23 protein-coding genes, 1 tRNA gene and 1 pseudogene are annotated in these 23,421 nt (G+C 57.5%); 12 read left to right on the top strand and 13 right to left on the bottom strand.

The annotated features are described in order from the left end of the window. Positions 1-635 precede the first annotated feature (635 nt). The 5 genes and pseudogenes from WN72_RS29780 to WN72_RS29760 all read left to right on the top strand — a co-directional run. Positions 636-1,787: a ThiF family adenylyltransferase gene (locus tag WN72_RS29780; RefSeq protein ID WP_167381203.1), complete on the top strand. Its 1,152-nt coding sequence runs from the start codon at positions 636-638 to the stop codon at positions 1,785-1,787. Beyond that, positions 1,762-3,183, top strand: coding sequence for a YcaO-like family protein (locus WN72_RS29775; RefSeq protein WP_092220832.1), 1,422 nt, complete (start codon positions 1,762-1,764; stop codon positions 3,181-3,183). Before WN72_RS29780 ends, WN72_RS29775 begins: the two co-directional genes overlap by 26 nt. Before the next feature lie 352 nt (positions 3,184-3,535). Next, complete coding sequence (locus WN72_RS29770) at positions 3,536-4,006, top strand: nitroreductase family protein (RefSeq protein WP_092220830.1); 471 nt, start codon at positions 3,536-3,538, stop codon at positions 4,004-4,006. 61 nt (positions 4,007-4,067) lie between these two features. Continuing rightward, the gene (locus tag WN72_RS29765; RefSeq protein WP_092220827.1) at positions 4,068-5,234 is read left to right on the top strand and encodes a SagB/ThcOx family dehydrogenase; all 1,167 of its coding nucleotides are present in this window, start codon (positions 4,068-4,070) and stop codon (positions 5,232-5,234) included. Between the two features lie 190 nt (positions 5,235-5,424). Next, a pseudogene (locus tag WN72_RS29760) lies at positions 5,425-5,571 on the top strand (transposase); the annotation flags it as partial. 34 nt (positions 5,572-5,605) lie between these two features. Here WN72_RS29760 and WN72_RS29755 read toward each other — a convergent pair. From WN72_RS29755 to WN72_RS29735, 5 genes are all read right to left on the bottom strand, one after another. Beyond that, positions 5,606-6,127 carry a hypothetical protein gene (locus WN72_RS29755; protein WP_143130873.1) on the bottom strand — a complete coding sequence of 174 codons (522 nt, stop codon included), beginning with the start codon at positions 6,125-6,127 and terminating at the stop codon, positions 5,606-5,608. Next, complete coding sequence (locus WN72_RS29750) at positions 6,114-6,491, bottom strand: hypothetical protein (protein ID WP_143130872.1); 378 nt, start codon at positions 6,489-6,491, stop codon at positions 6,114-6,116. The genes WN72_RS29755 and WN72_RS29750 overlap by 14 nt, the downstream gene beginning before the upstream one ends. After that, the gene (locus tag WN72_RS29745) at positions 6,488-6,907 is read right to left on the bottom strand and encodes a hypothetical protein (protein ID WP_143130871.1); all 420 of its coding nucleotides are present in this window, start codon (positions 6,905-6,907) and stop codon (positions 6,488-6,490) included. Before WN72_RS29745 ends, WN72_RS29750 begins: the two co-directional genes overlap by 4 nt. Positions 6,908-6,911: 4 nt before the next feature. Continuing rightward, the gene (locus WN72_RS29740) at positions 6,912-7,583 is read right to left on the bottom strand and encodes a hypothetical protein (protein ID WP_143130870.1); all 672 of its coding nucleotides are present in this window, start codon (positions 7,581-7,583) and stop codon (positions 6,912-6,914) included. A 776-nt stretch (positions 7,584-8,359) separates the two neighbouring features. Next, positions 8,360-8,500, bottom strand: a complete 141-nt coding sequence (locus tag WN72_RS29735) for a hypothetical protein (RefSeq protein ID WP_167381202.1) — start codon at positions 8,498-8,500, stop codon at positions 8,360-8,362. Between the two features lie 292 nt (positions 8,501-8,792). Between WN72_RS29735 and WN72_RS29730 the strand changes: the two genes are divergently transcribed. Then, on the top strand, positions 8,793-9,515 hold the full coding sequence (locus WN72_RS29730; protein ID WP_092220841.1) for a helix-turn-helix domain-containing protein: 723 nt from the start codon (positions 8,793-8,795) through the stop codon (positions 9,513-9,515). 133 nt (positions 9,516-9,648) lie between these two features. Next, positions 9,649-10,713 (top strand): IS110 family RNA-guided transposase, encoded by a 1,065-nt coding sequence (locus WN72_RS29725; protein ID WP_194482925.1) that lies wholly within the window; start codon positions 9,649-9,651, stop codon positions 10,711-10,713. 487 nt (positions 10,714-11,200) lie between these two features. Here the strand turns inward: WN72_RS29725 and WN72_RS29720 are convergent, their stop codons facing one another. Both WN72_RS29720 and WN72_RS29715 read right to left on the bottom strand, forming a co-directional pair. Then, a complete protein-coding gene (locus WN72_RS29720) occupies positions 11,201-13,408 on the bottom strand; it encodes a VapE domain-containing protein (RefSeq protein WP_092220751.1) in 2,208 nt (735 codons plus the stop codon). Between the two features lie 90 nt (positions 13,409-13,498). Then, positions 13,499-13,771: a helix-turn-helix transcriptional regulator gene (locus WN72_RS29715; RefSeq protein WP_092220749.1), complete on the bottom strand. Its 273-nt coding sequence runs from the start codon at positions 13,769-13,771 to the stop codon at positions 13,499-13,501. Between the two features lie 1,054 nt (positions 13,772-14,825). Here WN72_RS29715 and WN72_RS29710 point away from each other — a divergent pair. Continuing rightward, a complete protein-coding gene (locus WN72_RS29710) occupies positions 14,826-15,068 on the top strand; it encodes a DUF6894 family protein (RefSeq protein WP_092220759.1) in 243 nt (80 codons plus the stop codon). Between the two features lie 229 nt (positions 15,069-15,297). Here the strand turns inward: WN72_RS29710 and WN72_RS47645 are convergent, their stop codons facing one another. Beyond that, entirely contained in the window at positions 15,298-15,525 is a 228-nt protein-coding gene (locus tag WN72_RS47645; protein ID WP_167381195.1) for a hypothetical protein, read from the bottom strand. Between the two features lie 236 nt (positions 15,526-15,761). Here WN72_RS47645 and WN72_RS29700 point away from each other — a divergent pair, with 236 nt between their 5' ends. After that, positions 15,762-16,271, top strand: a complete 510-nt coding sequence (locus WN72_RS29700; protein ID WP_092220747.1) for an SgcJ/EcaC family oxidoreductase — start codon at positions 15,762-15,764, stop codon at positions 16,269-16,271. A gap of 191 nt (positions 16,272-16,462) precedes the next feature. Here the strand turns inward: WN72_RS29700 and WN72_RS29695 are convergent, their stop codons facing one another. Together WN72_RS29695 and WN72_RS29690 are read right to left on the bottom strand one after the other, a co-directional pair. Continuing rightward, positions 16,463-17,734, bottom strand: coding sequence for a tyrosine-type recombinase/integrase (locus WN72_RS29695; protein ID WP_092220745.1), 1,272 nt, complete (start codon positions 17,732-17,734; stop codon positions 16,463-16,465). 390 nt (positions 17,735-18,124) lie between these two features. After that, entirely contained in the window at positions 18,125-18,601 is a 477-nt protein-coding gene (locus WN72_RS29690) for a hypothetical protein (protein WP_092220743.1), read from the bottom strand. Positions 18,602-18,916: 315 nt separating this feature from the next. Here WN72_RS29690 and WN72_RS29685 point away from each other — a divergent pair, with 315 nt between their 5' ends. Together WN72_RS29685 and WN72_RS29680 are read left to right on the top strand one after the other, a co-directional pair. Beyond that, positions 18,917-19,402, top strand: a complete 486-nt coding sequence (locus WN72_RS29685) for a hypothetical protein (protein ID WP_092220741.1) — start codon at positions 18,917-18,919, stop codon at positions 19,400-19,402. A 43-nt stretch (positions 19,403-19,445) separates the two neighbouring features. After that, positions 19,446-19,928 (top strand): hypothetical protein, encoded by a 483-nt coding sequence (locus WN72_RS29680; RefSeq protein WP_092220739.1) that lies wholly within the window; start codon positions 19,446-19,448, stop codon positions 19,926-19,928. A 193-nt stretch (positions 19,929-20,121) separates the two neighbouring features. Here the strand turns inward: WN72_RS29680 and WN72_RS29675 are convergent. Beyond that, a tRNA-Tyr gene (locus tag WN72_RS29675) sits at positions 20,122-20,207 on the bottom strand. A 207-nt stretch (positions 20,208-20,414) separates the two neighbouring features. Here WN72_RS29675 and rlmB point away from each other — a divergent pair. Beyond that, positions 20,415-21,242 carry a 23S rRNA (guanosine(2251)-2'-O)-methyltransferase RlmB gene (gene rlmB, locus WN72_RS29670; protein WP_027559998.1) on the top strand — a complete coding sequence of 276 codons (828 nt, stop codon included), beginning with the start codon at positions 20,415-20,417 and terminating at the stop codon, positions 21,240-21,242. A 15-nt stretch (positions 21,243-21,257) separates the two neighbouring features. Here rlmB and WN72_RS29665 read toward each other — a convergent pair whose 3' ends face one another. Together WN72_RS29665 and WN72_RS29660 are read right to left on the bottom strand one after the other, a co-directional pair. Next, positions 21,258-22,289, bottom strand: coding sequence for an LLM class flavin-dependent oxidoreductase (locus WN72_RS29665; protein ID WP_092220733.1), 1,032 nt, complete (start codon positions 22,287-22,289; stop codon positions 21,258-21,260). 148 nt (positions 22,290-22,437) lie between these two features. Beyond that, positions 22,438-23,361, bottom strand: a complete 924-nt coding sequence (locus tag WN72_RS29660) for a LysR family transcriptional regulator (protein ID WP_092220731.1) — start codon at positions 23,359-23,361, stop codon at positions 22,438-22,440. Positions 23,362-23,421: the final 60 nt, after the last annotated feature.

Below are 23,421 nucleotides of genomic sequence, written 5' to 3'. Positions count from 1 at the left end.
TCAGGGTCAGGCCGCAGCCGGGGGCGGTTGGTGTTGGGGGTGGGATGTTGCTGTGAGTAGTATGCGAGCGCCTCAACGCCCTCAGGGTCAGGCCGCAGCCGGGGGCGGTTGGTGTTGGGGGTGGGATGTTGCTGTGAGTAGTATGCGGGCGCCTCAAGGCCCTCAGGGTCAGGCCGCAGCCGGGGGCGGTTGGTGTTGGGGGTGGGATGTTGCTGTGAGTAGTATGCGGGCGCCTCAAGGCCCTCAAGGTCAGGCCGCAGCCGGGGGCGGTTGGTGTTGGGGGTGGGATCTTGCTGTGAGTGGTATGCGAGGGCCTCAAGGAGCCGGCGGTCAGTCCTAATGGTCGAGTGGACCCTTCGCGGTCAAGAGCATGTCCGCACCAACAGCACGCGGTGACAGGGCAGCTGCCGCGGGCGGTTGATGCATGGGCGGCTAACCTGTCGGCAAGGAGTGGCGGTCCGGTTATTAGGTCTGCTCTACAAACACGTCGAGCGGCTCAGTTTGCTCGGGACGGTGTTATCTCTGAAGGCACGGTCACCGTCGAAGGCGTTTGAGCCAGCTCAGGTTGAGCCCGCTCAGGTAGGGCTAATTGTATGTCGATGAAGCAACCGTCTTGCGCAGAGGACTGTGCGTATTTGGCCGTCGCGCAGGGGCTCGATGTAGTTGTCCTTGGCGCCGATGAAGTGCTCATTCAATTTGGATCGCGCTCCAAACCTGCGGAACTACTCCGTGACGCCGGACTTACAGGTGTCCTTGGCCGCCTTCTCGACTCGATCTCCGAATCTCCTAAGACAATGGAACACTTAGGAGAATCGTTGGGTGTTCCGTTAGAAAAGGTGCGCCGGATTGTAGTGGATCTCGTAGCGAAGGGGCTGCTCACAGCCGCAACTGAATCGCCGGTGCAGCAGTACTTGAAGTACACCTACGGGGACCAATCCTCTCTTCAAAATAAGAAGGTCAGCATAGTAGGTTTAGGACCGGTAGGCATTCGCATATCCCACGGATTGGCTGAAAGTGGTGTCCCTCAGCTCAATCTATTAGATGACCGAAAGGTGGACGAAGTGTGGAGAGCTTCTCTCCCGCTTTTTGGACTAGGCCACCAAATTGTTGATGGAAAGGCTCACGATACCGCAGCTGCCCTACTCGCCGCGGCAGGTAGCGGTGGAGTTGCGGCTATCGACGCGAAATTGGATGTCGATGGGGTACAACAGGCGATCCTGGCTGCCGATCTGACGATAGTTGCATTGGAGCAGACCGACTTGCGGCTCCTACATTTGATCAATCGGGTTTGCGTCAAAAACCGTCGACCGTGGATGATGGCGATGGTGGATGGTAATATCGGGTTAGTAGGCCCCGCGTTTCTGCCCCCTTACACAGCATGTTACAACTGTCTGCGCACGCTGAGCGAGGCGCCTGTAATCAGTCAGCAAATGTCGCGTAGGTATAGGCAACACATTATCCGGCGCGGAGCTTGCTCGTACTTTCCGGGGCTACCAGCGTTTGCTGAGGTCGTCGGAGGATATGCTTCCTTTGCCGCTTTACAATTTCTTTTGCAGAACAAGTCGTTTGTACTGGGGCGAGTGCAGTCGATCTACTTTGATCGCATGTTGGTGGACGTTGAAGACGTTCTAAGATTGCCGCGGTGCCCGGTGTGTTCCCGCGACAGACCCGAGTATACGGCCGCGCTGCCTCTCGACCTTCTAGATATAGATAGTCCGGAACCGCTTGAGTTGTTTCATCAAGGAAAACATCAGGCGCAGAATGGTGTTAGAAGCAACAAATCTTAACGAGCGAATTGAACTTTTCGACTCGTTCTATGACGAGAATCGGCGCTTGCAATATGAAGTTGTGCCGCGGCTTTACAATCAATCTATTGGCCCGGTAACAGCCGTCAGCATCCACCGTCCGAAACTCCTTGACCTCTCAATGTACGGCACCTCTTGCCGCCACTCACCTGTTGGTCGCCTGCTCGGCGATCTTGTCGGCAAGAGTCCACTCTGGGATTCAGTGGCTATACCAATTGGTGGCAAGGGCCCTACAATGAAGCAGGCTTTCCTCGGAAATATGGGGGAGGCTTGTGAACGTATCTTGGCAGCCCTTCAAACTCGACTACTACGAGACCGCGCCGAGTTCGGTACATACGACGAACTAAAAGCGCGTGGGCTTCCGGCGCTTCCACCAGGAGAGCTTCCTTTATTCGCGGTGGAACAGTATGCCAAGGAAGAATTTCCGTTTGCTCCGTTTACAGAAGATACTCCGGTCGCATGGTTACAGGGCAAGCGCCTCTTTGCCGCCCAAGATGTGTATGTTCCTGCCCAGCTCGTTGCCTTTCATTGGTGCGCATTTCCTCAAGAGGCGCGCATCGGCTACGCGACGAGCGGGGGATTGGTCTTTCATACGAACTTTCGTCAAGCGGTTTTACACGGGATCTACGAGAACGTGGAAAGGGACGCGATAAATCTGTCCTGGTACTGCAAACTGCCGCCCGCAGTTGTTGACATTGATCTGGTTGAATTTTTAAAAAATAACACTGAGCAAAGCGCTCCTCGGATGATGACCCCGTATATTCAGAAGGCCCGAGTACTCCTGAACACGCTTGATATTCCCCTTCCGGTCTTCACAGTGATGACTTTTGATAAGTCGCGGGACGGAAGGGCCCTTTTAGCGGGCGGGGGCGGATGGGGAAAACCCGATCGCGCCTTGATACAGGCTGTCTTTGAGATCGGTCAGGCGCAGATTGGCTACGCGCTGACGCCGCACGCGTGGGACCACATTAGGCCCGACAGCCAACTTTCAGATCTAACAGATTTTTACTATGCATTGATATATTATGGCTTCAAGGAGAATCTGTCCTTGCTGTCATGGTATGCGGATGGTCCAGCCCGGGTGGCCTGGGATCAAGTGCCGTCGATCTCGGGCAGTGATCTGAATGGAGAGTATGACGCGGTCAGAGAATTGCTTTTGCAACGCAATATAGACCCGATCCTCTTTGACTTTAGCGATTCATGTTGGCCTGACGCGCACTTGATAAAAGTTTTCATGCCACAATTGACCCACGCGCACTTACCCTCACATGGATATTTCGGACATCCAAGATATTACGATGTCCCCATGCAATTGGGCCTAAAACACGGCAGACTAACTTACGACGAACTGAATCGACTTCCGCTTCCATTCCCTTAGGGACCTGCGAGGCGGAAAGTATAGGATCCCGGTGTTCTTTCTGCGAAGGGAAGGGCGTCCAATGCGTGAGTTGGGTGAGCGATCGAGGACCCCAAAGGATCTTTACGAAGAGCTTCTTTTATCTCCGATCGAATGGCCTTTGAAGACAACACGGATTCAGAAGCATAGCGTGTCCGATTACAGACAGCGTTCCTTGTCCCCGAATGTTTCGGTCGCGGAACTCTATCACGCAAATAGCAAGTATTTTCCGTCCATGGCAAGTGAAGTAGGTGCCGCATCAATCGATCCGGCTTCACTCCGAGCAGACTTCACGAGGCGCCGATCGGCCATCCTTCGACGATCAGAATACACGATGCTCAAGGTCGACCCGCCGTGGCAAGCACTGTTGTCGAGCCTGGCTCATCCGGCGCTACTCCAATTTTACTACACCTGCGAGGTTCGGGTGGTTGTAAATGCGACCATTGGTATCTTAGAGCCGGTTTCCGGAGTAGTTTACATAGCCAAGCAGATAGATGAAATTCACCTGGACAGTCTGAAGAGATCGACGGCGGTTTTGGGAAATACTCCTAGTGAAGACTTATCATTCCCGCTGATTGCGGTAGTCGCAAGCTTCGCCAGAAATGATCTCTTGTTTGGAGCCCGAGGGTATCGGCACGCCCTCATGGAAGCTGGCCAGCTCTGCCGCGAAATTACTAGAGCAGCAGCGGCCGGTGGGATCGACTTGGACTGCTATTTGGAGTTCATAGACGCGGATGTCGACCAGACTATGGAGTGCGACGGTTTAGAAGAGTGCGTTGTTGCGCTTCTTTGCTCTCGACGTTGAAGGGAAAAGTCGATGATAAGCTAAGTTCGTTTGGGTATATGGTGTCAGGTGAGGAAACTCCATGGCTAAAACGGCAAACAGAAACCGGATAGCTAAAACAGCAAATAAAAGCCGGATAGCTAAAACGGCAAGCAGAAAGCGGGCTTCGTCAAGACAGCAAATAATGCGGCGTTTCGCTGAGGAGTTCGGAATAAAAATAGATCAACTTTCTCAGTGGATGTCAGAAAGCCATCGCATCGATAGCGGCAAGGGGAACGCAGCTACACCTGAATACGGTATCGAGACGCCAGTTGATTCGGGTCATGTGGAGAGTTCTGTTGCTTACAAGAGCATGCGTGTTTCCGCTCAAAAAGAACTTTGTAGCCTAGTAGAGTTGCTCTCGGAGCCAGAAGCGCTACGGCTTCTGCCAACAATAAAAGACGTCGCGTCCGGGGAACGGTTTTGGGAAGAGGACGTAGGTCTATTTTACAACGAGTATGTAAAGACACGACACTTGAGCGTGGATCGCGGCCATACTGGACTTGTTAGCGCTGAGTTGGAGAATAATGGGAGTTACTACGCCCCCGTTTCGGTCCCCAACTTTGAACGCGACCCCCGATGGATACAGCTGCCGACCCCTCAGCCGATTCTGACTAGCTTGACACAATTGCTTCGTGACAGGCGTTCGCGACGAGACTATGCGGAGAGTGCCGTTCGGCTCGTGGAGCTTGCAACGTTGTTGGAGCACGCATGTGGCGTAACTGGTACGGCGCCGGCATATGGATACCAGAATTTGGCTCTTCGCACCTTTCCCTCGACTGGAGGGCTGCAGTCACCCGACGTATACCTATTCGCGCGAAGCGTTGAGCGATTGGCGATGGGACTCTACCGATATCATTCGCTGAGTCGCTCACTGGAGCTGATTGAGGGTGGTGACTATTCATCTCTATTGGCTTCGATTTTTTTTCAAAATCGAGCGGTTGATCGCGCAGCAGTCGTCATCGTACTTGTGGGTAACTACGCGCGGGTGAAATGGAAGTATGGTGCTAGATCCTATCGCTATATGTGTATGGATATTGGATTCCTCGGGCAGAATTTGCAATTGGCCGCAGAGGGATTAGGACTGGGATCATGTCCAATTGCCGCGTTCGTGGAAGACGGACTAGAGCAAGTATTGCGCATTGATGGCAAAGAGCAGTTTGCACTTCTTGGTTGCACACTTGGGCGCCCTATTGAAGCAGCCTCTTGAATGACCCGCGGGAAAAACCCTTGCTCGCCGGTTCGATCGTCGGCCAGGGTTGAGCCGGACTGCCATCGCTCCACATTTTTTCGCTCCAGCTTTGGCAAGCACACCGCTGTTTCATGCTTACCAATCTGACCGTGCCGCAAGGGCTTAATCCAGTTTGAAGTTCGCTCTGGCCCACCACGAAGACCAGAGCATGAAGTGTATTCGTTTTACGGAAGAGCAGATCATCGGGAGCTTGAAGGAGTGCGCGGCCGGGGTTTCGGTAGCCGATCTTTGCCGCAAGCACGGCGTCAGCGACGCCAGCATCCACAAATGGAAGGCTAAGTTTGGCGTGATGGACGAGGCCATCCTCTGTTGTTTCGGATTGGAAAATACTACGGTTCGTCTGATAAACCGTATCGCTGTTTCCACTCAATCATTTCATGCAAAATCGTCAAAAAGGCGAGCGCGCGGTCGCGTGGAGTAATCGTTTTGAGCCAGTCGAGAGCATCGTTTTTCTGGTTGGTGTACTCTTCGAACAATAGTGCAAGCTCACGAGCTTTGAATGCGCCGCCCGGATTGTTTTTGCGCATAGAGTGAAACGTAACGATCTTGAGCAACGTTTCAGCGTTGACCAACAGATTGTCATGCCCAAGAGCATCTTTAGCGATGCGAAATGGTTCGGCCATCCCGCTCAATATCAACGCCGTTACATGTTGAATGTTTGGTCGCCTGTTTGCTTCATGCTGACCGTGCTTGCGGTTGAATTGCTTTGCCGTTACGAAAAATCTAAACGTTGATGGTGACGACTGCCATGTATACGGATCGACTTCAGCGCCGAAAGTGTAGATGATCGGCGTAGGATGCTCTACGCGGATCATGTGCCAACCTTCGGGAAGTCTATCAACGTTGTTCATCGCAATAATCCTTGTAAATCCGCTCAGCTTCTTCCTCGGTTGCATTGGCCCAAATGAACTTGTCTAGACCATACAGAGCAATTCTCACATCGCGTCGAAGCTTTGGTTCGTAATTTTCGCGGGGTAGCGTTGGCCCATAATCTTCATCTTCAAGAGATCGGCAATAAAGACACGCATCCGGGTCATCATCTTCCGGGCATTGCGCCCTGCATCTTTCGATCCACTTCTCATAACTTGCTCGCCATTCGGCGTAACAACTGCGTTGTTCATTGGTTAACTCATCCAGTCGCGCGGCGAGACTATGAGCAGGCTTTACAATTGCAATGATCGCCGCAAGCTGTCTCTTGTCCCGCTCCGTGATCATCGCTTTGGCAACTTCTCCAAAATCTCTTTCATCATTGCGCGGTGTTCATCGAGTTCGTTGATTGCCTTGCCGTCCCTCTTGTTTGCAATCAGCGCCTTCGCTTGCTCGAATGAGATATCTCCGTCGGCCGTTGCGGTCTCGATATCTTCAATGGTGGTCCCGTGCATTTCCATCGTGAGACCGTGTGGAAGACTAAGTTTGAAATAGAGTTCGATTGCCCAACGCTCTCTCTTGTCGATCGCCCCTGCCAGGGCTTCATAAGCACGATTTGAAAGGGCTCTTACGAGTGCAGATAGATCTCGGGCATGTCGCGATTTCGCGCCACGGGGCCTTCCGATATTGCCGGAGCCGCTGGCAAACCTACCCTTGCCATCGCGGCCGTTAACATCGGTTGGCATCGGCATGACGTTGCTCATGATCCTAAACCCAAATCACCTTGATCTGCTTACGGTCGCAGAACTGTGCAACCTCCGATACAGATGTCCACCACACATTGCCGCGACGCGTCGCAACCGGGAAGTTTTCCACCACTCTCCATCGCGACAAGACCGCGCGCGACCGCACGAAGGAATTTTGAAGCGTCGCGGCGTCCATCTCCGGCGTCGCTGGCAGCACCACCCCGCGCGGAAAATCTGGACGGCGCTCGCTTCTCATTGCAAAACCTTCACGTTGATCACTGATGACGGTGCCCGGGCAATGCTTTTTGCCCGGCCATTGCGCTGTTATTTGCGATCGAGCGTTTTGTAGATATCGTGCGGTGACAAATTCGTCGCGGTCGATAGAACATCGCACACACTCGCAACAGGCATCGGCGGTTGCGCTCAATTTATCGAGTTCGCGCGTGGCGGCTTCGCGCGCGGCACGGTGGTCCGGTCCGGTTGCGAGAGGGCGTCCATAAGTGGGCGCGATCTGGTGCGCTGCGGTTGATCCAGATTTTGCGATTAGACGTTGAGCCATATAGCGTGTGGTCGCGGCATCGCGTGCACGATCGCTCACGGCCGCCAGTGCACCGGATTCGATCAATGCGGCCGTTGTCTCATACGGCGTGTTGTCGTCAATCGCGATGGCTTGCCGGCCGGTCAGCGCTGTCACATAATGCCATTGCGCGCGCCCTCAGATGGGCATTTGCGCTTGTTGCCGGATCGACGGCCATCAGCGCGGCGTGCGAAGCGGCAACGTCTTGGGCTCGTTAATGCCTCTGTTGACCTGAGTTTTGCGGTGAATATTGCGATGTACTTGCGATGGTCAAGCGGTGTTTATTGCGGTGGTGATGGTGGTGACGCGCTAGGAAAGGAGCATCGGTTCAGCAATCTGAGAGCGCGACCACGCAAAGCACTTCAGTCGCAGCGTTTGCGTGATGACGGGCTTACGCGGGTAACGAATGGGGGATGTTTATCGACGCAACCGACCGTCGCGTGATCGGACGGGCATTTGTGCTCAACACCGCCTTTGGACGGCGGTGGTATAGGTGGTGAACTGCAATGCGCTGTTTTTGCAGCCTCTCCACTACCTCCACCACCTATTAGTTAGGAGAGTAAAGAGAGCAGGAGGAATTATGTAATTCCATAATTTTACCTATAGCGCTTGGGTACTCTATAGGAACTGGTGGTGGGGTGGTGTTTGGCGGTGGGGTGGGTGGAGAAATGGAAATTATCGGCTAGCGAGCGAAGCCCCGTCCCGTCCGAACGGGGGCGTCTGTTTCACCTCCGAAAGCAGACATCGCGGTTTCGAAGCCGGAGGCCCGCCAAGGGCCAACTGCGGACGTGACTTGATCTTGCCTACAATTAACGAGCGAAGCGGAAACACCACGCCTTTTTGATGCGCAGCCCGACAAGAAGTTGCGCAGAATTTCGATCAGGCAATTTGGCTCAATTGAGCTTCTTGCGAAGTCTCTCGATGATCGCCCGCAGATCGTTCACGTAGACCTCAAGGTTCTGCCGAATCTCTTCGAGACGCGGCGGCTTGGTTTCCGTTTCTTTCTTAGGCTGGCGGGGCTCTTCGTCAATCATGGCGCAAGAAATCAACTAGCCAATCGGGGACCCTTGATTCAAATCAACGGAAATGTTGCGCCTAAAGGGTGAATTGCTCAAATCGGCGCCAAGAGCCGCCGCGCGGGAGGCGCTTGAATCGCGCGGCAGGCGAACGGTGTGGCAATGGTCCACCCAGGGCAGACGTCGCCTTACTTCATCGACAGCGGTCAAGGCTATTGCCCCAAGGGGGCAATACACCATACTAAGGTAGCGTGTCACAATCGCCGCCACCTGCGGTTCATACCGCACCAGTATGGGATTGGGGATCTTTATGTTTATAAACCTCAGTACCGACCCCAATATAAAGCCTCGACTTGTTGGCGAGCTCGGTGACCTGTCTCATGCACAAGTCAGTTCAGGCGAGTTCAAATATGGCCGGGGTACCGAGATTTTCGGAGAAGCGGAGCCTGCGGACTATATCTATCAGGTGATTGAAGGCGCGGTTCGGACCTACAAGCTGTTATCTGACGGTCGCCGCCAGATTGGGGCGTTTCACTTGCCTGGCGATATCTTCGGTCTCGACAACGGCGATTTCCATCGGTTCACAGCCGAAGCCATCGTCGACACTACAGTTCGCCTTGTTAAACGCCAAAGCCTGGAACGGGTGGCCAAGTCCGACCCTGGACTGATTCTGAGCCTCCTGACCATGACGACGGCCAATCTTCGGCACGTCGAGAATCACATACTCCTTTTGGGGTGCACCACTGCGCGAGAACGCGTGGCAGCGTTTCTTCTCGAGATGAATGGCCGCCTGACATCAGCAGGTGTCATCGCCCTTCCAATGGGCCGCCGTGACATTGCGGACTATCTTGGCCTCACCTTGGAGACGGTGTCACGTATGTTTGGCGCATTGGAGCGGAAGGGTCACCTGAAGTTCTTGGATGACTCAAGGCAACGCCAAATCGTCATTCTGAATGCCGCTGGCCTGACAGAACTAGATGCCCCGCGCAAGCACAGGCGGTTAAAACGGAAACATACCCCTTCCGTCGGCTAAGCGCTTTACCACGAACCGCGCCAATGACGCGTTGTGCTCAAGTGGCGACGTCCGTTAATGGGATGGTCCGGCCGTGCTCCGGCCCTGCCAGCACGAGAAGCTGGCAAGGGGCGCTCAAGACAAGGAGCACGCCATGTCTCAGAAACTCAACGCGGCGATCGCCGTGATCGGCATCGACATCGGCAAAAACTCGTTCCACATCGTGGGTCAGGATCACCGCGGTGCCATCGTGCTGCGGCAGAAGTGGTCGCGCGGCCAGGTGGAAACGCGGCTCGCCAACCTGCCGCCGTGCTTGATCGGTATGGAGGCCTGCGTAGGCGCCCATCATCTCAGCCGCAAACTCCAAGTACTTGGCCACGACGCCCGCCTGATGCCAGCGAAATACGTGCGCCCGTATTCGAAGGGACAGAAGAATGACTTCCGAGATGCGGAAGCCATCGCCGAGGCTGTCCAACGCCCGACCATGAAGTTCGTCGCGACCAAGACCGCCGATCAGCTCGACCTTCAGGCACTGCACCGCGTCCGCGATCGATTGGTCGGTCAGCGTACCGGCGCGATCAATCAGATCCGTGCGTTCCTGCTGGAACGGGGCATCGCCGTGCGGCAAGGCCCGCATTCCCTGCGGTTCGAGTTGCCAGGTATCTTGGCAACACGCACTGATGTGCTCTCGCCTCGCATGTTGCCCATCATCGAGGGTCTGGCGGAAGACTGGCGCCGGCTGGATGAGCGTATCGAGGGTCTATCTGGCGAGATCGAAACACTAGCCCGTCAAGATAGGGCCTGCCAGCGACTGATGACGGTGCCTGGCATTGGCCCAATCATCTCGAGCGCAATGGTGGCTGCGATCGGCACCGGAGACGTGTTCTCGAAAGGCCGCGACTTCGGCGCCTGGCTTGGACTTGTTCCGAAGCAGATATCGACCGGCGACCGCACGATCCTCGGCAGTATATCAAGGCGCGGTAATCGCTACCTGCGCGCGCTGTTCGTGCAAGCCGCGTGGGTTGTTCTGGTAAAGGTCAAGTGCTGGGAGCGCTATGGCCTCAACTCTTGGATCGAAGCCGCCAAGAAGCGATTGCACCACAACGTGCTGGCGATTGCGCTCGCCAACAAGCTCGCCCGGATCGCCTGGGCGGTCCTCAACAAGGGACGCGCCTTCGCGTGCGTCAAGATGGAGGAGACGGTGTCCCGACCTGCTTGATCCTCGCGCCGTGCGCGGGGCCGTCAAGGCGCAGCCTGGCAGCAGGAGAGCAAGACGTCAGGACAGCACGACGGCCGGCTTTGACGGCCCCTTGCGCGCGGCGCGTCTGCGCGCGCAGGCCGGGACGAAGGAACGGCCGCCAGGCACGAACGAAGGAACAGCGCGAAGTGAGGAGCTATCGATGACGTAACAACCCTTACCCGCCGAGGTCTGCGAGAGGATGAGACGACGATGGAGAATCGGTCTTCCCGGCACATGTGAACCCTGGTGACCCAAATGGCCCGGTCGAGGCCTGTCCGCTAACCAGATCACATGCGCGCTGATATCCATGATGGCCCGGAGCACTGCGCTCCAAACAGAGGCCGGATACATTGATGCAAGACCGCATCTACCGGATCGTCGAAATCTTCTTGCACCCCACGGCCGGACCATACATTAGGGTCAAAAAGCGAAGAACTCGGATTGAGCATAATAGGTCCGCTTTCGGTCACTGACCGACCATCGGCATTGGTGCAATTCGTTTCCAACATCGTTTGCGGTTGTGATCTTCCCCTCGTTTGAACTGCTTAGTCGAGCGGATGATCTTCGCGACTTCCATTTCGCTGCTCTTGGTTTGCTTATCGGTGCTGAGTTTCAGGATGTCGGAAAGAATTCTGTCAACGTAGACGATGTTCTTGAACTCAAGATGCGCGGTAACGACGTTGTGCCACGGGTGCATGTCTTCCTGACGTTGGGATGTCTCGTGCTTGGCAATTTCGTATTCTGCATCGTTAAGCCAATGCGGTTCGCCTTGTCGATATCGGCTGACCGCTTCTGCAAAGAGTTGATCGCGATCACGCCGCAAGCCGTCCAGATTGATCGTGTTGCCTACAGCGATCGGCCAAAACCGCCGTGCGCCGGTAGGGTCTTTTAGATAGGCATCCGCATTGGTCGTTGCGGCAAAGACGCTTGTCCGTGGGCTTTCGATCGTGTGCCGTCCATATGAGGGGCGAAATTTATCAATGCGTGTTGTAAGGAAGCGGTTCACATCCGCGATGTCAGAGCGTTTGACGGCAGCCATTTCGCCGATCTCGACAAGCCATAGGCCTTGCAAATGGTCGGCGGCATCTTTGTGGTGGATGTCCGGCAATCCATCGCTAAAATATTCGTCGCCAGCGAGAACGTTTAGCGCGGTCGATTTTAGTTTGCCTTGTTCGCCTTCAAAAATGACAACAGTATCGACCTTGCAACCGGGATTGCATGCGCGTGCAACCATGCTGATCAGAAATTTTGATCCGACGATGCGCGCGAATGCTTCGTTTGTCGCATTGAAGTACGTCACGAACAAATCGTTGATGCGGGAAACGCCGTCCCATTGCAGCGAGTTCAGATAATCCACCACAGGATTGAATTTGTTGCGATGGGCTGCAATGGTCGAGGCGTTGCGGACCGCTTCCGTTGTCGGTTTGAGCGCAAGATGGTGAAACCAACTCTGCAAATACGCGTCATCCACATCGCCCCAAAGCGCGGGGTATTTCTTGGTTGGTTCGTTGTCCCACGGCATCGCTTGGCGTTTGACCATGCGGTGTTTGAACGTGTCGAAAGCGATCGGAAGATGCTGCCTGATGTACGTGGCGAGCGCTGTTGAAACAGCGGACGATGCCAAGGGGCCATTATAGGACTGATCAAAGATTGAGAGTTGCGATGTTTCCGGCGTAGGTGGCGCGGTGAGCAATGGTGATGGACCGCCAAGCGTCATTCGGGCGCGCTGATCGTCAGTAAGGTTTCCGCTTTTGATTGCTTGATGTCGGAGGTAGGACCAACCAAAATTCGTTCCGTTGTCAGCGGATCGCCATTGCTTATCGTTTGCGCCCGGTTCGTTCGGTTTGGAAAAGCCTGTATTCCATACGTCCCAAACTAGACGAGCGGCCTTGTCATGAACGAGGCCGGTTACGGCGTGACGAAAAGCAAAGCTTATGTCGCGCCATTCATTGCGGTCACAATTTACATCAAGGCTGTTTAAAGCGATCGTTGCCAGTTGGAAATCCGGCGCGCGATCTGTGCCGAGCGGTTTGCGTCCGGTCGATCCGTTAGCTTTCGCTGGCGCGATCATCACGCAGTCAACCGTGTCGATATAGCGGGTTCCGTTCACGCGGAAGCATTGAATGGGCTGGCCGTTGATTAGCCGTCCGACATAGTAGGATTGGCTATCCGTAAAGCTTTCGTGGGCGAGAACACCGCTTAAAATGCCGTTGATCCGTCCAACTAAATTATGTCGATCGGATACGCCGCGCGGTTTCGATGTTGGTGCAATTACACGCCACCTAGGCTTTTCCGGTGTGTGTGACGGGCTGGTGTAGATAAACGCGATGATGTTTGCCGCAGTCAATCGGAATTGGGCCTCTTGTGGCTGCATCAATTCTGCATCGTAATCGCATTCAATTCCGTAGATCGCTTCAATGCTGGCATTGCTACGATAGTTGTTCGCGAATGTTGCAAGCTTGATTAGCGGAAGCTCGTCTTTAGTCGTTGCGGTTGGTGCGCTCTGTTCTATCCAAGCGCAAAGCGCGGGCCAGTCATTGTGATATCTCGTGCCTTGAGCATCGTTGTTACGCGCAAAGTAGGTAAAAGAGACCTGAGGTAGTGGCCCGCTGTCAAAGACACGGATCGGCGACGGGCGACGCTTGATCAATTCGGCGGGCGAGCTTATAAGCATAGTGCCTGTTCTTTCTTCAGCGGAAGTTCGGGGATTGGTCAGAAGGCTAGGCCCGCGTGGTTCGCGACACCACGCGGGCCTCTTTCGTTTTCAGGCGGCGCTGGCGCGGTCGTTGATGAATTTTTCAAGATCGGACCTACGCCAGTAGCGCCGACCGCTGATCATGACTGGGGCGGGGAAGTCCGCCAGCGGGGGGATGATCCTGTTGCGCGTGCGATGGTGTAGACCGTGCTGCCAGCAATGCAGCGTCGCGTGCGAGATGTTCCCGAGCATTGTCCTGGCTGCCTTGGAATTAACGAGAATGTCGCTGGGCGCGAAGGTCGCGTGCGTGCTCGCGTCAACGAGCAAGACCGTTGATGTCATGGCGGGTGACCTGATGATGGTGTTGAGGGGATTTGCAGCCATCCGGCCGCCGCGCGCCGCTTTCGTCCTGCGGCTAAGGCCATCCGGCCCGTACGCCTCAACGCATCCGCGTCGTGACTAATCGAAAATGATTCAATGAGTATGGTTCGTCAAGCGCGAGGTGCGAAAAATCAACAACGCGCGAAGACTGAATTACCCGTTGCGTTCCCCGTCAGTTCGCCGCCGCGCCGAACAGCAATGACTTCAACGCGGTGATTCCGAGCGCTGCCAAATTCTATAACTGATGCTCAGATAGCTCGTTAGATCTTTCGATCTAAAGCGATATTGGCCGCTGCCCGTTCCGGCCCTTGCTGCCTCTCTGGTTTTGCGCTCCCGCGTCGGCTTGGGCGCATGAACAGACATAGGAGGAATGTGGTCGCGACGCCCACATGTGACCCAACGCCGACATTTAGGGGCTGTGTTTGGGACAGGCGCTTTTTCGTTTAGGAACGAAGCAGAACGCCGTGCTTTTCAGTCCGATGCAAGATGATCCGCTTTTTCGGCGAGCTGACAAAGCCATCCGCGAGTGCCAAGTTACGCGGAAACAGGCTCGCGAAAATCTAGAGAGAGCATACAGGGCCGCCCGGCGCGTTAGGGCCACGCTGAGGGTGCTACGCGCTATGCCGGACTATCGGTTTCGCTTGGAAATGGCTGATAGGGCAGCTTCAGTTCGGGAAAGTCCAGTGGCGAATAGAATGTCAGGCTCCGGGGATGAAAGCACGTCCGAGTAGCCATGCGCCGTAGATTGTAGAGAAGTTCGGTCTGCCATCTGCTGTTTTCAGCCGCTAGCCGTCTAGCCTCCTCAATCGCTGCGGAAGCACGCGCGAACATTTCGGCATTCATTGCGTGGGCATGCCTGTTTAACCAACATAGGTTAATCTAGGTTCCACCTCCTTTACAATTTTTGGAACAGAAGTTGCTGTTACAGATTTCCCGCATCACCGGCCGGGGCTCTGACCGTAGGCGTCGGTGGCTGAGAGACGCGGCGCGCTCCCGCCTGCGTTGGGAGTGCCGAATGGGCCTCTATTTCTTCGACTTCCGCGATGGGGAAAACCTCATCCTCGATGAAGAAGGGCTGGACTTGCGCGACATGATCGCAGTGCAAAGAGAGGCGGCCCGCGCTCTGGCGGGACTTGCATGGGATAGCATGGCAAGTTTCAACAGCTCGCAAATCCATCAAATGGCAATCGCCGTCCGCGATAAAAGCGGCCCTGTGATGGAAGTCGAGTTCGCCTTTAAGATCGTCCGCAGACCGTAAGGCCGCCTCAGTCGGCGGCATCTAATGTCGCCTGTTGGCCCATCGGCGAAGTATGCGCCTCGGCGGTCGGTAGTCCGTTCGTTGACCCGGAGCGGACCAGATTTGCTCAACCTGAGTTCTTCGCAGGTTGACCCAAAGTCGACCTCCGATCCCAAGGGCTCCTTGTTTCCGACCGCAGTGGCCTAATTTGGTTTGGGGAGTGGCCTAGTCTGCTTTGTTGATGCGCTGGTCAATTTTGCTCAGACCCTGGCTTGCCACAGGTGTTAACAAAAACCATCACCGCGTGGCCCACGGCTTTTATCGGTGATGAGAACGCCATCACGCGCTCCCGCCTTCTCAGGAATGGAGCAGCGCCATGCAGCGACGCGGTCTCACACACATCGCATCCCTTGAAGAACGTCTCGCCGAAGAGGCGAAGAGCCTGCACGAACAAGCCGAAATGCTTCCGCATGGTCATCTACGCTCTGTCGTGGAAAGAGAAGCGCGGCTGGCTGAGATCGGCGCTCACCTAAGCGAATGGCTAAACTCGCCCGGGCTACAGCCCTCAGAGTGAGCAATTTTGCTCAGACCCCACGATGGGGATATGCTATTCGTGACGCACCGGGGTTTTGCAAACCCACCCGGGGCTGGAAGCCGCCGCCTGCGATACATTAAGCGGGCGGCGTTTTTTCATCTCTACTTTGGAGGTCGCCAATGCGTCGCATTTCGCTCCTGTCTATTCTTGCGGTACTCCTGGTTGGTCCGCTGATCGCGCTCAGCATCGCGCAGAACATCGGCGCTTCTGATGATGAGGAAGCCATAAAGAACCTCATGGCCGAAATGACCAATGGCTTTAACAATCACGATGCGAAGGCAGCTACTCGAATGTATGCGCCGGACGGCGATTTTGTGAGCGTCCGCGGAGAGGCGGCAAACGGCGCAACCGATGTTGAGGCCAAGCTCGCAGCTATCCTCGCAACAAGAGCCAGGAACGCTTCGCTCAAAACCCTGAAAATGAAAATACGTTTCGTCCGGCCCGACGTCGCACTTGTTCATGTTACCAACGAGCTTGGCGGCCTTGTAAATGCAAACGGGCAAACGCTGCCGGCACACCAAGAACTGAGTCTGCGAGTGCTGTCGAAGGAAAGCGACGGTGCGTGGCGACTCATAGCGTTTCAGAACACGCTGGTTGCGCCGTTTGATGGTTCCACGCCGCCAAAGTAAAGAACGGACAATCTAATGACGGGGGTCATTGGAGGCTGGCGAGATTGTTTCCCGCGAGCTGGAAGGTTCGGACGTGCAGCAAGTTCCGCAAATGGCCCTTCAACGACCTCGGGAGATGTCCGCTTTTCCGCCGCTGTTGGGGGCTGAGCGGACATCAGGCGGCCAGCCGGTTAATAAGTAGACGGCCCAGTTCATCCTTGAGACACAACAAGCCTTGGGCGTGGACGATCGATGAGGATTTCCTGCAAGCGATCTGCCCATAGGTTCAAGGCTTCGCGCTTTTCATCGGCGTATTCATAGCGATTGTAGATCGCTGCTACGCCGCTGACTTTGCCCGTTTTATGGTTCAGAATCGCTTCAGTCACTTCCTGTGTTACGCGTAGTTTTGCGAGTTCGGTTGAAACCGTCCGACGCAAATCATGGAGGTGCCAATCCGGCAATGCCGGTTTGTAGTGCTTTTCGAGGGCAATCTTTCCGTTAGAGAAGCCGCTGAATGGTGTGGTGCCGATCGTTGTGAAAACGTAATCGGACATTTTGTCGGGTGATATTGCCACTCGCGGCAGCGTCTTGATAATCGCGCTTGCCAGTTGCGGAAGCGGCACAATATGAGCGCGTCCGTTCTTAGTGCGCGATCCTTCGAACGTGATTGTATCGAACGTGTCAGACAGTTCGGACCATTTCAGGTTCGCGATTTCGTCGCGTCGCTGACCGGTCAACAAGAGCAGTTTGACCAATGCCCCGAATGGATAGTCACAGGCTGTTGCGGCGTTCCACACAGCTTTGATTTCATCGTGTGAAAGAACACGGTCGCGGCTTTGCGGTTTAGGAGGCGAGTGGGCAAGTTCGATCACGTTGCGGCCGATGATGCGAATGACGGCTTTCCAACGGAAGAATGTAGACAAGAGCGCAAACGCGTTTCGTCGCGCACCGGGATCAAGTTTGTCGATCAGCTTTTCAACGTCGCGATAGTCGAGTGCTCGAATGTCCGTGACGTGCTTCCAATGCGGCTTGATGTCCGTTTTGATGATGCGGTCATATTCGTCCGCTGTGGATGCTTTGACCGGGCGGCCTTTGAACCCGGTTGAGCGGGCGGCTTTCAAGAATTCATCAAACCAGTATTCGAGGCTAAAGCGCTCGGTTTTCGATTGGCGTGGATCATGCCCGCGTTTTGCATCAGCCTTCACGCGTTCGGCCAATGCCCGCGCTTCGGTGACGTTTAGAACTTGCTTGCTGGACGGTCGGTCGATCCGCTCTAGGCCTGAGCCTTCTTCGTCATAGCGGCCTAGGGTGACTTTGGCGGCCTTGCCGTCCAGCTTGGTCCGAACCGCCCAGGACAACGCTCCAGAGGGCTGCACAATGAGGTAGAGGCCGCTCACAGCGTCGTCAGGTAGTTCCTGACGGGCATCGGTAGCTTTCAAATTCTTGATGAATGCAGCGGCGCGCTTGTGTTGTGCGGGGAGCATCGGTTTGTCCGGGTAACCGGCCGGGTAATTCCGGCGGCCTTATAGAGGCATACCGAACCATACACGAGCCGATGCTCAACGGAACTATAAACTACTGAATCAACAGCAATTTCACCGCTAAAATCATTGCGATAAGATCGAGCCAAACAGCGCCAAATTCGCCGAATTCTAATTACAAAACCGCTGCTCTACCGCTGAGCTAAGCCGGCGACGCCGAGGAACCGGGGCGGGGCCCGGCATGGGCCGGAGCGTTCGCCCGCCCGCGCGCCGCATTACCAGACTTGCTCGGGAAGTGCCAGAACCCGCAACGCGCATCGCGGATAGGAAACAGGCGGCCTTTCGGCCGCCTGCTCTGTCGCGCGCGATTGAGACGCCTTACTGGCAGATGTGTTACTGGCAGATGTGCCGGCGGCCGTCCTCGCCCTTCACCCAGGTGCCGGGCCGGCAAACGATGCCGTTGCGGGCCGCGTAGGTATCCCAGTTGCCGTACCAGCCCATCTCGCCGCGATTGTAGTTGCCGTTATAGCCGCCGGAAGTGTCATAGGCATAGGAGTTGCCCCAGCCGCGGAACGGCGCCGTAGCTACGGCTGCAGCGGTGCCGACGGCAGCGCCCGCAACTGCGCCTGCGGTGTCGACCGGCCAGAAGCCGCTGTCGTTGCGGTTCTGCTGCCGATAGGCCGTCCTCCGATATTGCCGCTCCTGGCGACTGGTGGCATAGGGGCTGCCGGCGCCCGCATTCAGGCAATTGGCGCTGGCGAACATGGATTCGCAGGCGGCGGGATTGGTGATGGATGATTGACCCATTGCAGGGCCTGCAAGTGTGGATGCGGCTATCGCGGCCGCGCCGATCAGTTTCAGGCTCGTCATGGCATTGACTCCATGTTGGTTGCAACGGTTGCTAAGCGTGCCGGTGATGGGGTGGTTCCGCAGTTTCGTGTGGGTTGCGTCACATCGACGTGAACCCGCAGAGGATGTGCAGTTCGTGCCAGCAATCCGCATGGTCTCGGCGTTCGTCGTTGGGGCGGCCGGTGGATCGCCGTTAACGCTTCGCTAGCCCGCTTTGCAGCATTTGAGCGGCGCACAATCCTTACACATTAGGCTTACCGGAATTTGGTGAGCGGGCCTTAACCCTCTCGGTGTCACGATCGGTTAGGTTGTGTTCCGGATAACCGGGACCTCCTCATGCGCGCCATGGCGCTCGCCGCCTTTCTGATCGGACTGCCCGCGACGGCGTTGGCCGGCGGCGGCTTCGACATCGTCGTGCCCGGCCGTCCCGGCGTGCCGATCATCATCAACAATATCGACGCGTCCTACAGCGTCGTCGAAGGTGTCTGGGGCCTCGGCAAGAACGTCCAGGTGCAGCCGACCATCTATGGCGGGCGCTATATCGCCGAGCGGCAGCCCGACGACGTCGGTCATTATTATCCGACGCTGGGCCTGCGCCCGGGCTATGGCCGGCTCGAGGTCGAGCCGCCCGCGAACCGCAAATTGCCAAAACCCGCCGAGAGCTATCACCAGAGCTGGGGCGCGCAATCGGCGCCGCTGCCGGCGCAGATGGACGTGCCGGTCGATCCGCCGCCGGTGATCTACGCGCCCGAGTTCAACGGCCATCCGCGGCCTCATCGGCCGCGGCCGCGTGCAAACATTCCCGGCAGGCCGCCGGGTTAAGAAACGTCAAAATCCAAAAGACGGAATTCAACAGGAGAGAGTAATGCGTCAAATGATTTCGGGACTGGTCGCGGCGGCTGCCGTGATGTTCGTCGCGACCGCGCCTGCCGCGGCCTGCGGCTTCACCACCTGCGCGCCGGTCGCACCGGTCTATTCCGGCTGCAACACCGGCTGCGGTGGTTATGGATACGGTTATGGCGCCTTTGAGCGCCTCGCCGAGCCGACCACGCAGTACTATTACGTCAACCAGGGCCCGACCTATACCGGCCCGGGCGCCTTCGCGCCGTATCCGACCTATCGTGAGGACGCGGTCGTTGCGCCCGCCAATTACGGCTATGGCTATGGCTATCGCGCCGCCGCCTATCCCTATCACCGCCCGTACTACCGTCCGTATCGCTACGGCTACGGCCCGCGCTACGGCTACCTGCCGCGCACGCATTACGGCTATGGTCCGCGCTACGGCTACGCCCATCGCTACGCGCCGTACTACTACGGCGGCCATCGCGTGCTGCGCCGCTATTACTGATCTCTGATCGGTCGAGTTGACGAGGCGCCTGTCCGCGCGATGCGGGCAGGCGTTTTGTTTTTGCGCGTGAACCGTACAGCGTTGTGATGGCCCGCCTACGCCTGTCGGCTGCGGCGCGTCAGCCTTCGTTCACTTCGCTTTATGTTGAGCTGGGATGGCTTGCCTGGCCGAAGCTCGCGAAGCGAGCGAAGGCTGGTGGGGGAGGCAGGACTCGAACCTGCGAAGCCATGAGGCGGCTGATTTACAGTCAGCTCCCTTTGCCACTCGGGACACTCCCCCGCTCGACGGCAGCACAATCGGGCCGGACCTTGCCGGCGGACCGAAGACGGCCATGGAACGTGAAGGCCGCGACAGCCCGGATGGGGGCGCGACCGGGCGCGTTTATGGGCGAAGCGGTGGGGCAAAGTCAACCGAGGCGAACAGCTAAAATCGCCTCCATTCGCACCCAAATTGCCATATTCCGGGACCCGTGACACAAGCGAGCCCATGAAGGATCGAAAATTTGCACCGAAAGGCCCGCGTGGCGGGGCTAAGCCCTTCAACCGGCCCGGAAAATCGGCCAGCCGCCCGTCCTGGCGCGACCGCGATTCGGGACCCGACGGGCCCGTCATCCTGTACGGCTGGCACACCGTCACCATGGCGCTGGCTAATCCGGCGCGGCGGATCCGTAAGCTGACGCTGACCGAGAACGCCGCCCGGCGGCTCGCGGAAGACAACATCGAGACCCGTGTTGCGCCCGAGATCGTCCGGCCCCAGGAGATCGACCGTCTGCTGTCGCCCGATGCCGTGCATCAGGGCCTGCTCGCGGAAGCCGATCCGCTGCCTTCGCCTGATATCGAGACCCTGAAGCAGGAAGGCATGGTGCTGGTGCTCGACCAGATCACCGATCCGCACAATGTGGGCGCCATCCTGCGCTCGGCCGCGGCCTTCGCGGTCAAGGCGATCGTCACCACCGCGCGCCACAGTCCGGAGGCGACCGGCGTGCTGGCGAAAGCCGCCTCGGGCGCGCTGGAGCTGGTTCCGATGGTGACGGTGCAAAACCTCGCCCGTGCGCTGACCGCGCTGAACGAACGCGGCTTCCAGACTGTCGGCCTCGACAGCGAGGGCACCGAGAACCTTTCGGACGTCGCACTGCGCGAGCCGCTTGCGCTGGTGCTGGGCGCCGAAGGCAAGGGCCTCAGGCAATTGACCCGCGAGACCTGCAGCGTGGTGGCGCGGCTCGACATGCCCGGCGAGATCAAGAGCCTCAACGTCTCGAATGCCGCGGTGCTCTCGCTCTATGTCGGCGCGAGCCGGCTCGGGCTGATGAAGTAGCGGCTGCCTCGATCGCTACTCCATCATCTCCCGCACCATCGGCACCACCTTCCGCCCATAGAGCTCGATGCTCTTCATCAGCTTCTCGTGCGGCAATGGCCCCGCGGAATATTTCAGCTGGAAGCGCGAGATACGAAGCGCCTTGGCAGTCTTCGCGATCTTCCGCGCCACCGTCTCCGGTGAGCCGACATAGAGCGAGCCGTGCTCGGCCTCGCTGACGAACTCGTCGCGGCCCATTGGCGGCCAGCCGCGCTCCTTGCCGATGCGGTCGCGCATCGCCTTGTAGTCGGGCCACAGCTCCTCGCGCGCCTGCGCGTCGGTTTCGGCGACGTAGCCGGGCGAGTGCACCCCGATCGGCTGCGCGGGGCGGCCGAACTCCTTGAAGGCGCGGTGATAGAGATCGACGTAAGGCGCAAAGCGCGCGGGATCGCCGCCGATGATGGCGAGCATCAAGGGCAGGTCGTAATGGGCGGCGCGCACCACCGATTCCGGGCTGCCGCCGACGCCGATCCAGGTCTTGAGCCGGCCGTTCTGGACCGGCGGATAGACCAGCTGATCCTTCAGCGGCGGACGCAGCTTGCCCTGCCAGGTCACCGGCTGCTGCGGCAGCAGCGCGGCGAACAGGTCGAGCTTCTCCTCGAACAGCTCCTCGTATTTGCGTAAGTCGAAGCCGAACAGCGGGAAGGATTCGGTGAACGAGCCGCGCCCGAGGATCACCTCGGCGCGTCCGTTCGAGAGCGCATCCAGCGTCGCAAAGCGCTGGAACACGCGGATCGGATCGTCCGAGCTCAGCACCGTCACGGCCGAGCCGAGATGGATGCGCTTCGTGCGCGATGCGATCGCAGCCAGCACGGTCTCGGGCGAGGAGACCGCAAAATCTGAGCGGTGATGCTCGCCGAGCCCAATGAAATCGAGGCCGAGCTCGTCCGCCAGCACCGCTTCGTCGACGACGTTGCGGATCACCTGTGAATGCGCAAGCGTGGCGCCGGAGGCGTCCCTGGTGACGTCGCCAAAAGTATCCAGTCCGAATTCGAGCGGTGCGGTCATCGATGAGGTCTCTATGGGCGCAGCTTGCGCGTGTCACGGTGGAAGGGATTGTTTGGGGTGGAGCTAGGCCGCGGCGGCCCGTGCGACAATGTTGCCGCGAGAAACGCACCGTTTCCTCTTTGGAGCGCATTGGGCCCCGCGCGCGTGCTCAGCCGGACTCGGCGAACATCTCGACGAGGGTCTCGCGCAGCCAGCGCTGGGCCGGCACCGTGTCGTTGCGCTGGTGCCAGAACAGGCTGACGATGCGCGGCGGCGCCTTGAGCGGAAGCGGCATGGCATGCAGGAATGGCGCATGGCGGGATTGCGAGCGCAGGTCGCTCGGCAGCACGGCGATCAGGTCGGACTGGCGTACGACCTCGTAGGCGGCGCTGTAGTGATTGACGGTCGCGACCAGGTTGCGCGACAGGCCGCGCGAGGCGAGGAAGAGGTCGTAGGACGGCATGGTCTTGCCCGCGAGGCTCACGTCGACATGGCCCGCGTTCAGGAAGGTCCGCGTGCTCAGCCGTTTCTGGGCGGCGAGCGGATGACCGCGCCGCATGAAGCAGGCATACTCGACGGTCCATAGCAAGCGCGAGCGAATGGCGGCCGGTTGCTGCGCCTCGTTGACATAGACGCTGAGCACGCAATCGACCCTGTTGTCCTCGAGCTGGTCGGCGATTTCGATGACGGTATTGGGCACGGTGTGGACGCGCGACTTCGGCGCAATCTTGCCGAGATGGCCGAGCAGGTTCGGCATCACCAGCGAAGACACGTAGTCCGACATCGACAGGCTGAATTCGGTCTGCGCACGTGCGGGATCGAACACCTGCACGTCAAGCGCGCCGCGCACGCTTTCCAGCGCCTCGCCGATCGGCTCCCACAGCACCACGGCGCGCTGGGTCGGGCGGATGCCGGTGCCGGATCTCACGAACAGGGGATCGCCGAGTGCGTCCCGCAGCCGCGTCAGCGCGTTGCTCACCGCCGGCTGGGTCATTCGCAGCGCATTCGCCGCGCGCGTGACGCTGCCCTCTGTCATCAGCGCCTCGAAGACTTTCAGGAGATTGAGGTCGAGTGCGCGGAACGACACGAACATTCACCACAGTGATATATCAGATCATGATTATAAATTATGACGATAATATTGCTTTGTCTA

The organism is Bradyrhizobium arachidis, from assembly GCF_015291705.1.
Lineage (GTDB): Bacteria > Pseudomonadota > Alphaproteobacteria > Rhizobiales > Xanthobacteraceae > Bradyrhizobium > Bradyrhizobium arachidis.
The sequence above is the reverse complement of the archived record's forward strand: the minus strand, read 5'-3'. Positions and strand labels throughout refer to the sequence as shown.

Coding starts and splice junctions, on each gene's coding strand:
- WN72_RS29715 (WP_092220749.1), bottom strand. CDS start 13,771: ATGACATCAACGGTCTTGCTCGTTGACGCGAGCACGCACGCGACCTTC.
- WN72_RS29735 (WP_167381202.1), bottom strand. CDS start 8,500: ATGATTGACGAAGAGCCCCGCCAGCCTAAGAAAGAAACGGAAACCAAG.
- WN72_RS29665 (WP_092220733.1), bottom strand. CDS start 22,289: ATGACCGCACCGCTCGAATTCGGACTGGATACTTTTGGCGACGTCACC.
- WN72_RS29700 (WP_092220747.1), top strand. CDS start 15,762: ATGCGTCGCATTTCGCTCCTGTCTATTCTTGCGGTACTCCTGGTTGGT.
- WN72_RS29660 (WP_092220731.1), bottom strand. CDS start 23,361: ATGTTCGTGTCGTTCCGCGCACTCGACCTCAATCTCCTGAAAGTCTTC.
- WN72_RS29680 (WP_092220739.1), top strand. CDS start 19,446: ATGCGTCAAATGATTTCGGGACTGGTCGCGGCGGCTGCCGTGATGTTC.
- WN72_RS29730 (WP_092220841.1), top strand. CDS start 8,793: ATGTTTATAAACCTCAGTACCGACCCCAATATAAAGCCTCGACTTGTT.
- WN72_RS29770 (WP_092220830.1), top strand. CDS start 3,536: ATGCTCAAGGTCGACCCGCCGTGGCAAGCACTGTTGTCGAGCCTGGCT.
- WN72_RS29725 (WP_194482925.1), top strand. CDS start 9,649: ATGTCTCAGAAACTCAACGCGGCGATCGCCGTGATCGGCATCGACATC.
- WN72_RS29750 (WP_143130872.1), bottom strand. CDS start 6,491: ATGATCACGGAGCGGGACAAGAGACAGCTTGCGGCGATCATTGCAATT.
- WN72_RS29765 (WP_092220827.1), top strand. CDS start 4,068: ATGGCTAAAACGGCAAACAGAAACCGGATAGCTAAAACAGCAAATAAA.
- WN72_RS29755 (WP_143130873.1), bottom strand. CDS start 6,127: ATGAACAACGTTGATAGACTTCCCGAAGGTTGGCACATGATCCGCGTA.
- WN72_RS29745 (WP_143130871.1), bottom strand. CDS start 6,907: ATGAGCAACGTCATGCCGATGCCAACCGATGTTAACGGCCGCGATGGC.
- rlmB (WP_027559998.1), top strand. CDS start 20,415: ATGAAGGATCGAAAATTTGCACCGAAAGGCCCGCGTGGCGGGGCTAAG.
- WN72_RS29720 (WP_092220751.1), bottom strand. CDS start 13,408: ATGCTTATAAGCTCGCCCGCCGAATTGATCAAGCGTCGCCCGTCGCCG.
- WN72_RS29685 (WP_092220741.1), top strand. CDS start 18,917: ATGCGCGCCATGGCGCTCGCCGCCTTTCTGATCGGACTGCCCGCGACG.
- WN72_RS29690 (WP_092220743.1), bottom strand. CDS start 18,601: ATGACGAGCCTGAAACTGATCGGCGCGGCCGCGATAGCCGCATCCACA.
- WN72_RS29710 (WP_092220759.1), top strand. CDS start 14,826: ATGGGCCTCTATTTCTTCGACTTCCGCGATGGGGAAAACCTCATCCTC.
- WN72_RS29695 (WP_092220745.1), bottom strand. CDS start 17,734: ATGCTCCCCGCACAACACAAGCGCGCCGCTGCATTCATCAAGAATTTG.
- WN72_RS29775 (WP_092220832.1), top strand. CDS start 1,762: ATGGTGTTAGAAGCAACAAATCTTAACGAGCGAATTGAACTTTTCGAC.
- WN72_RS47645 (WP_167381195.1), bottom strand. CDS start 15,525: ATGACCATGCGGAAGCATTTCGGCTTGTTCGTGCAGGCTCTTCGCCTC.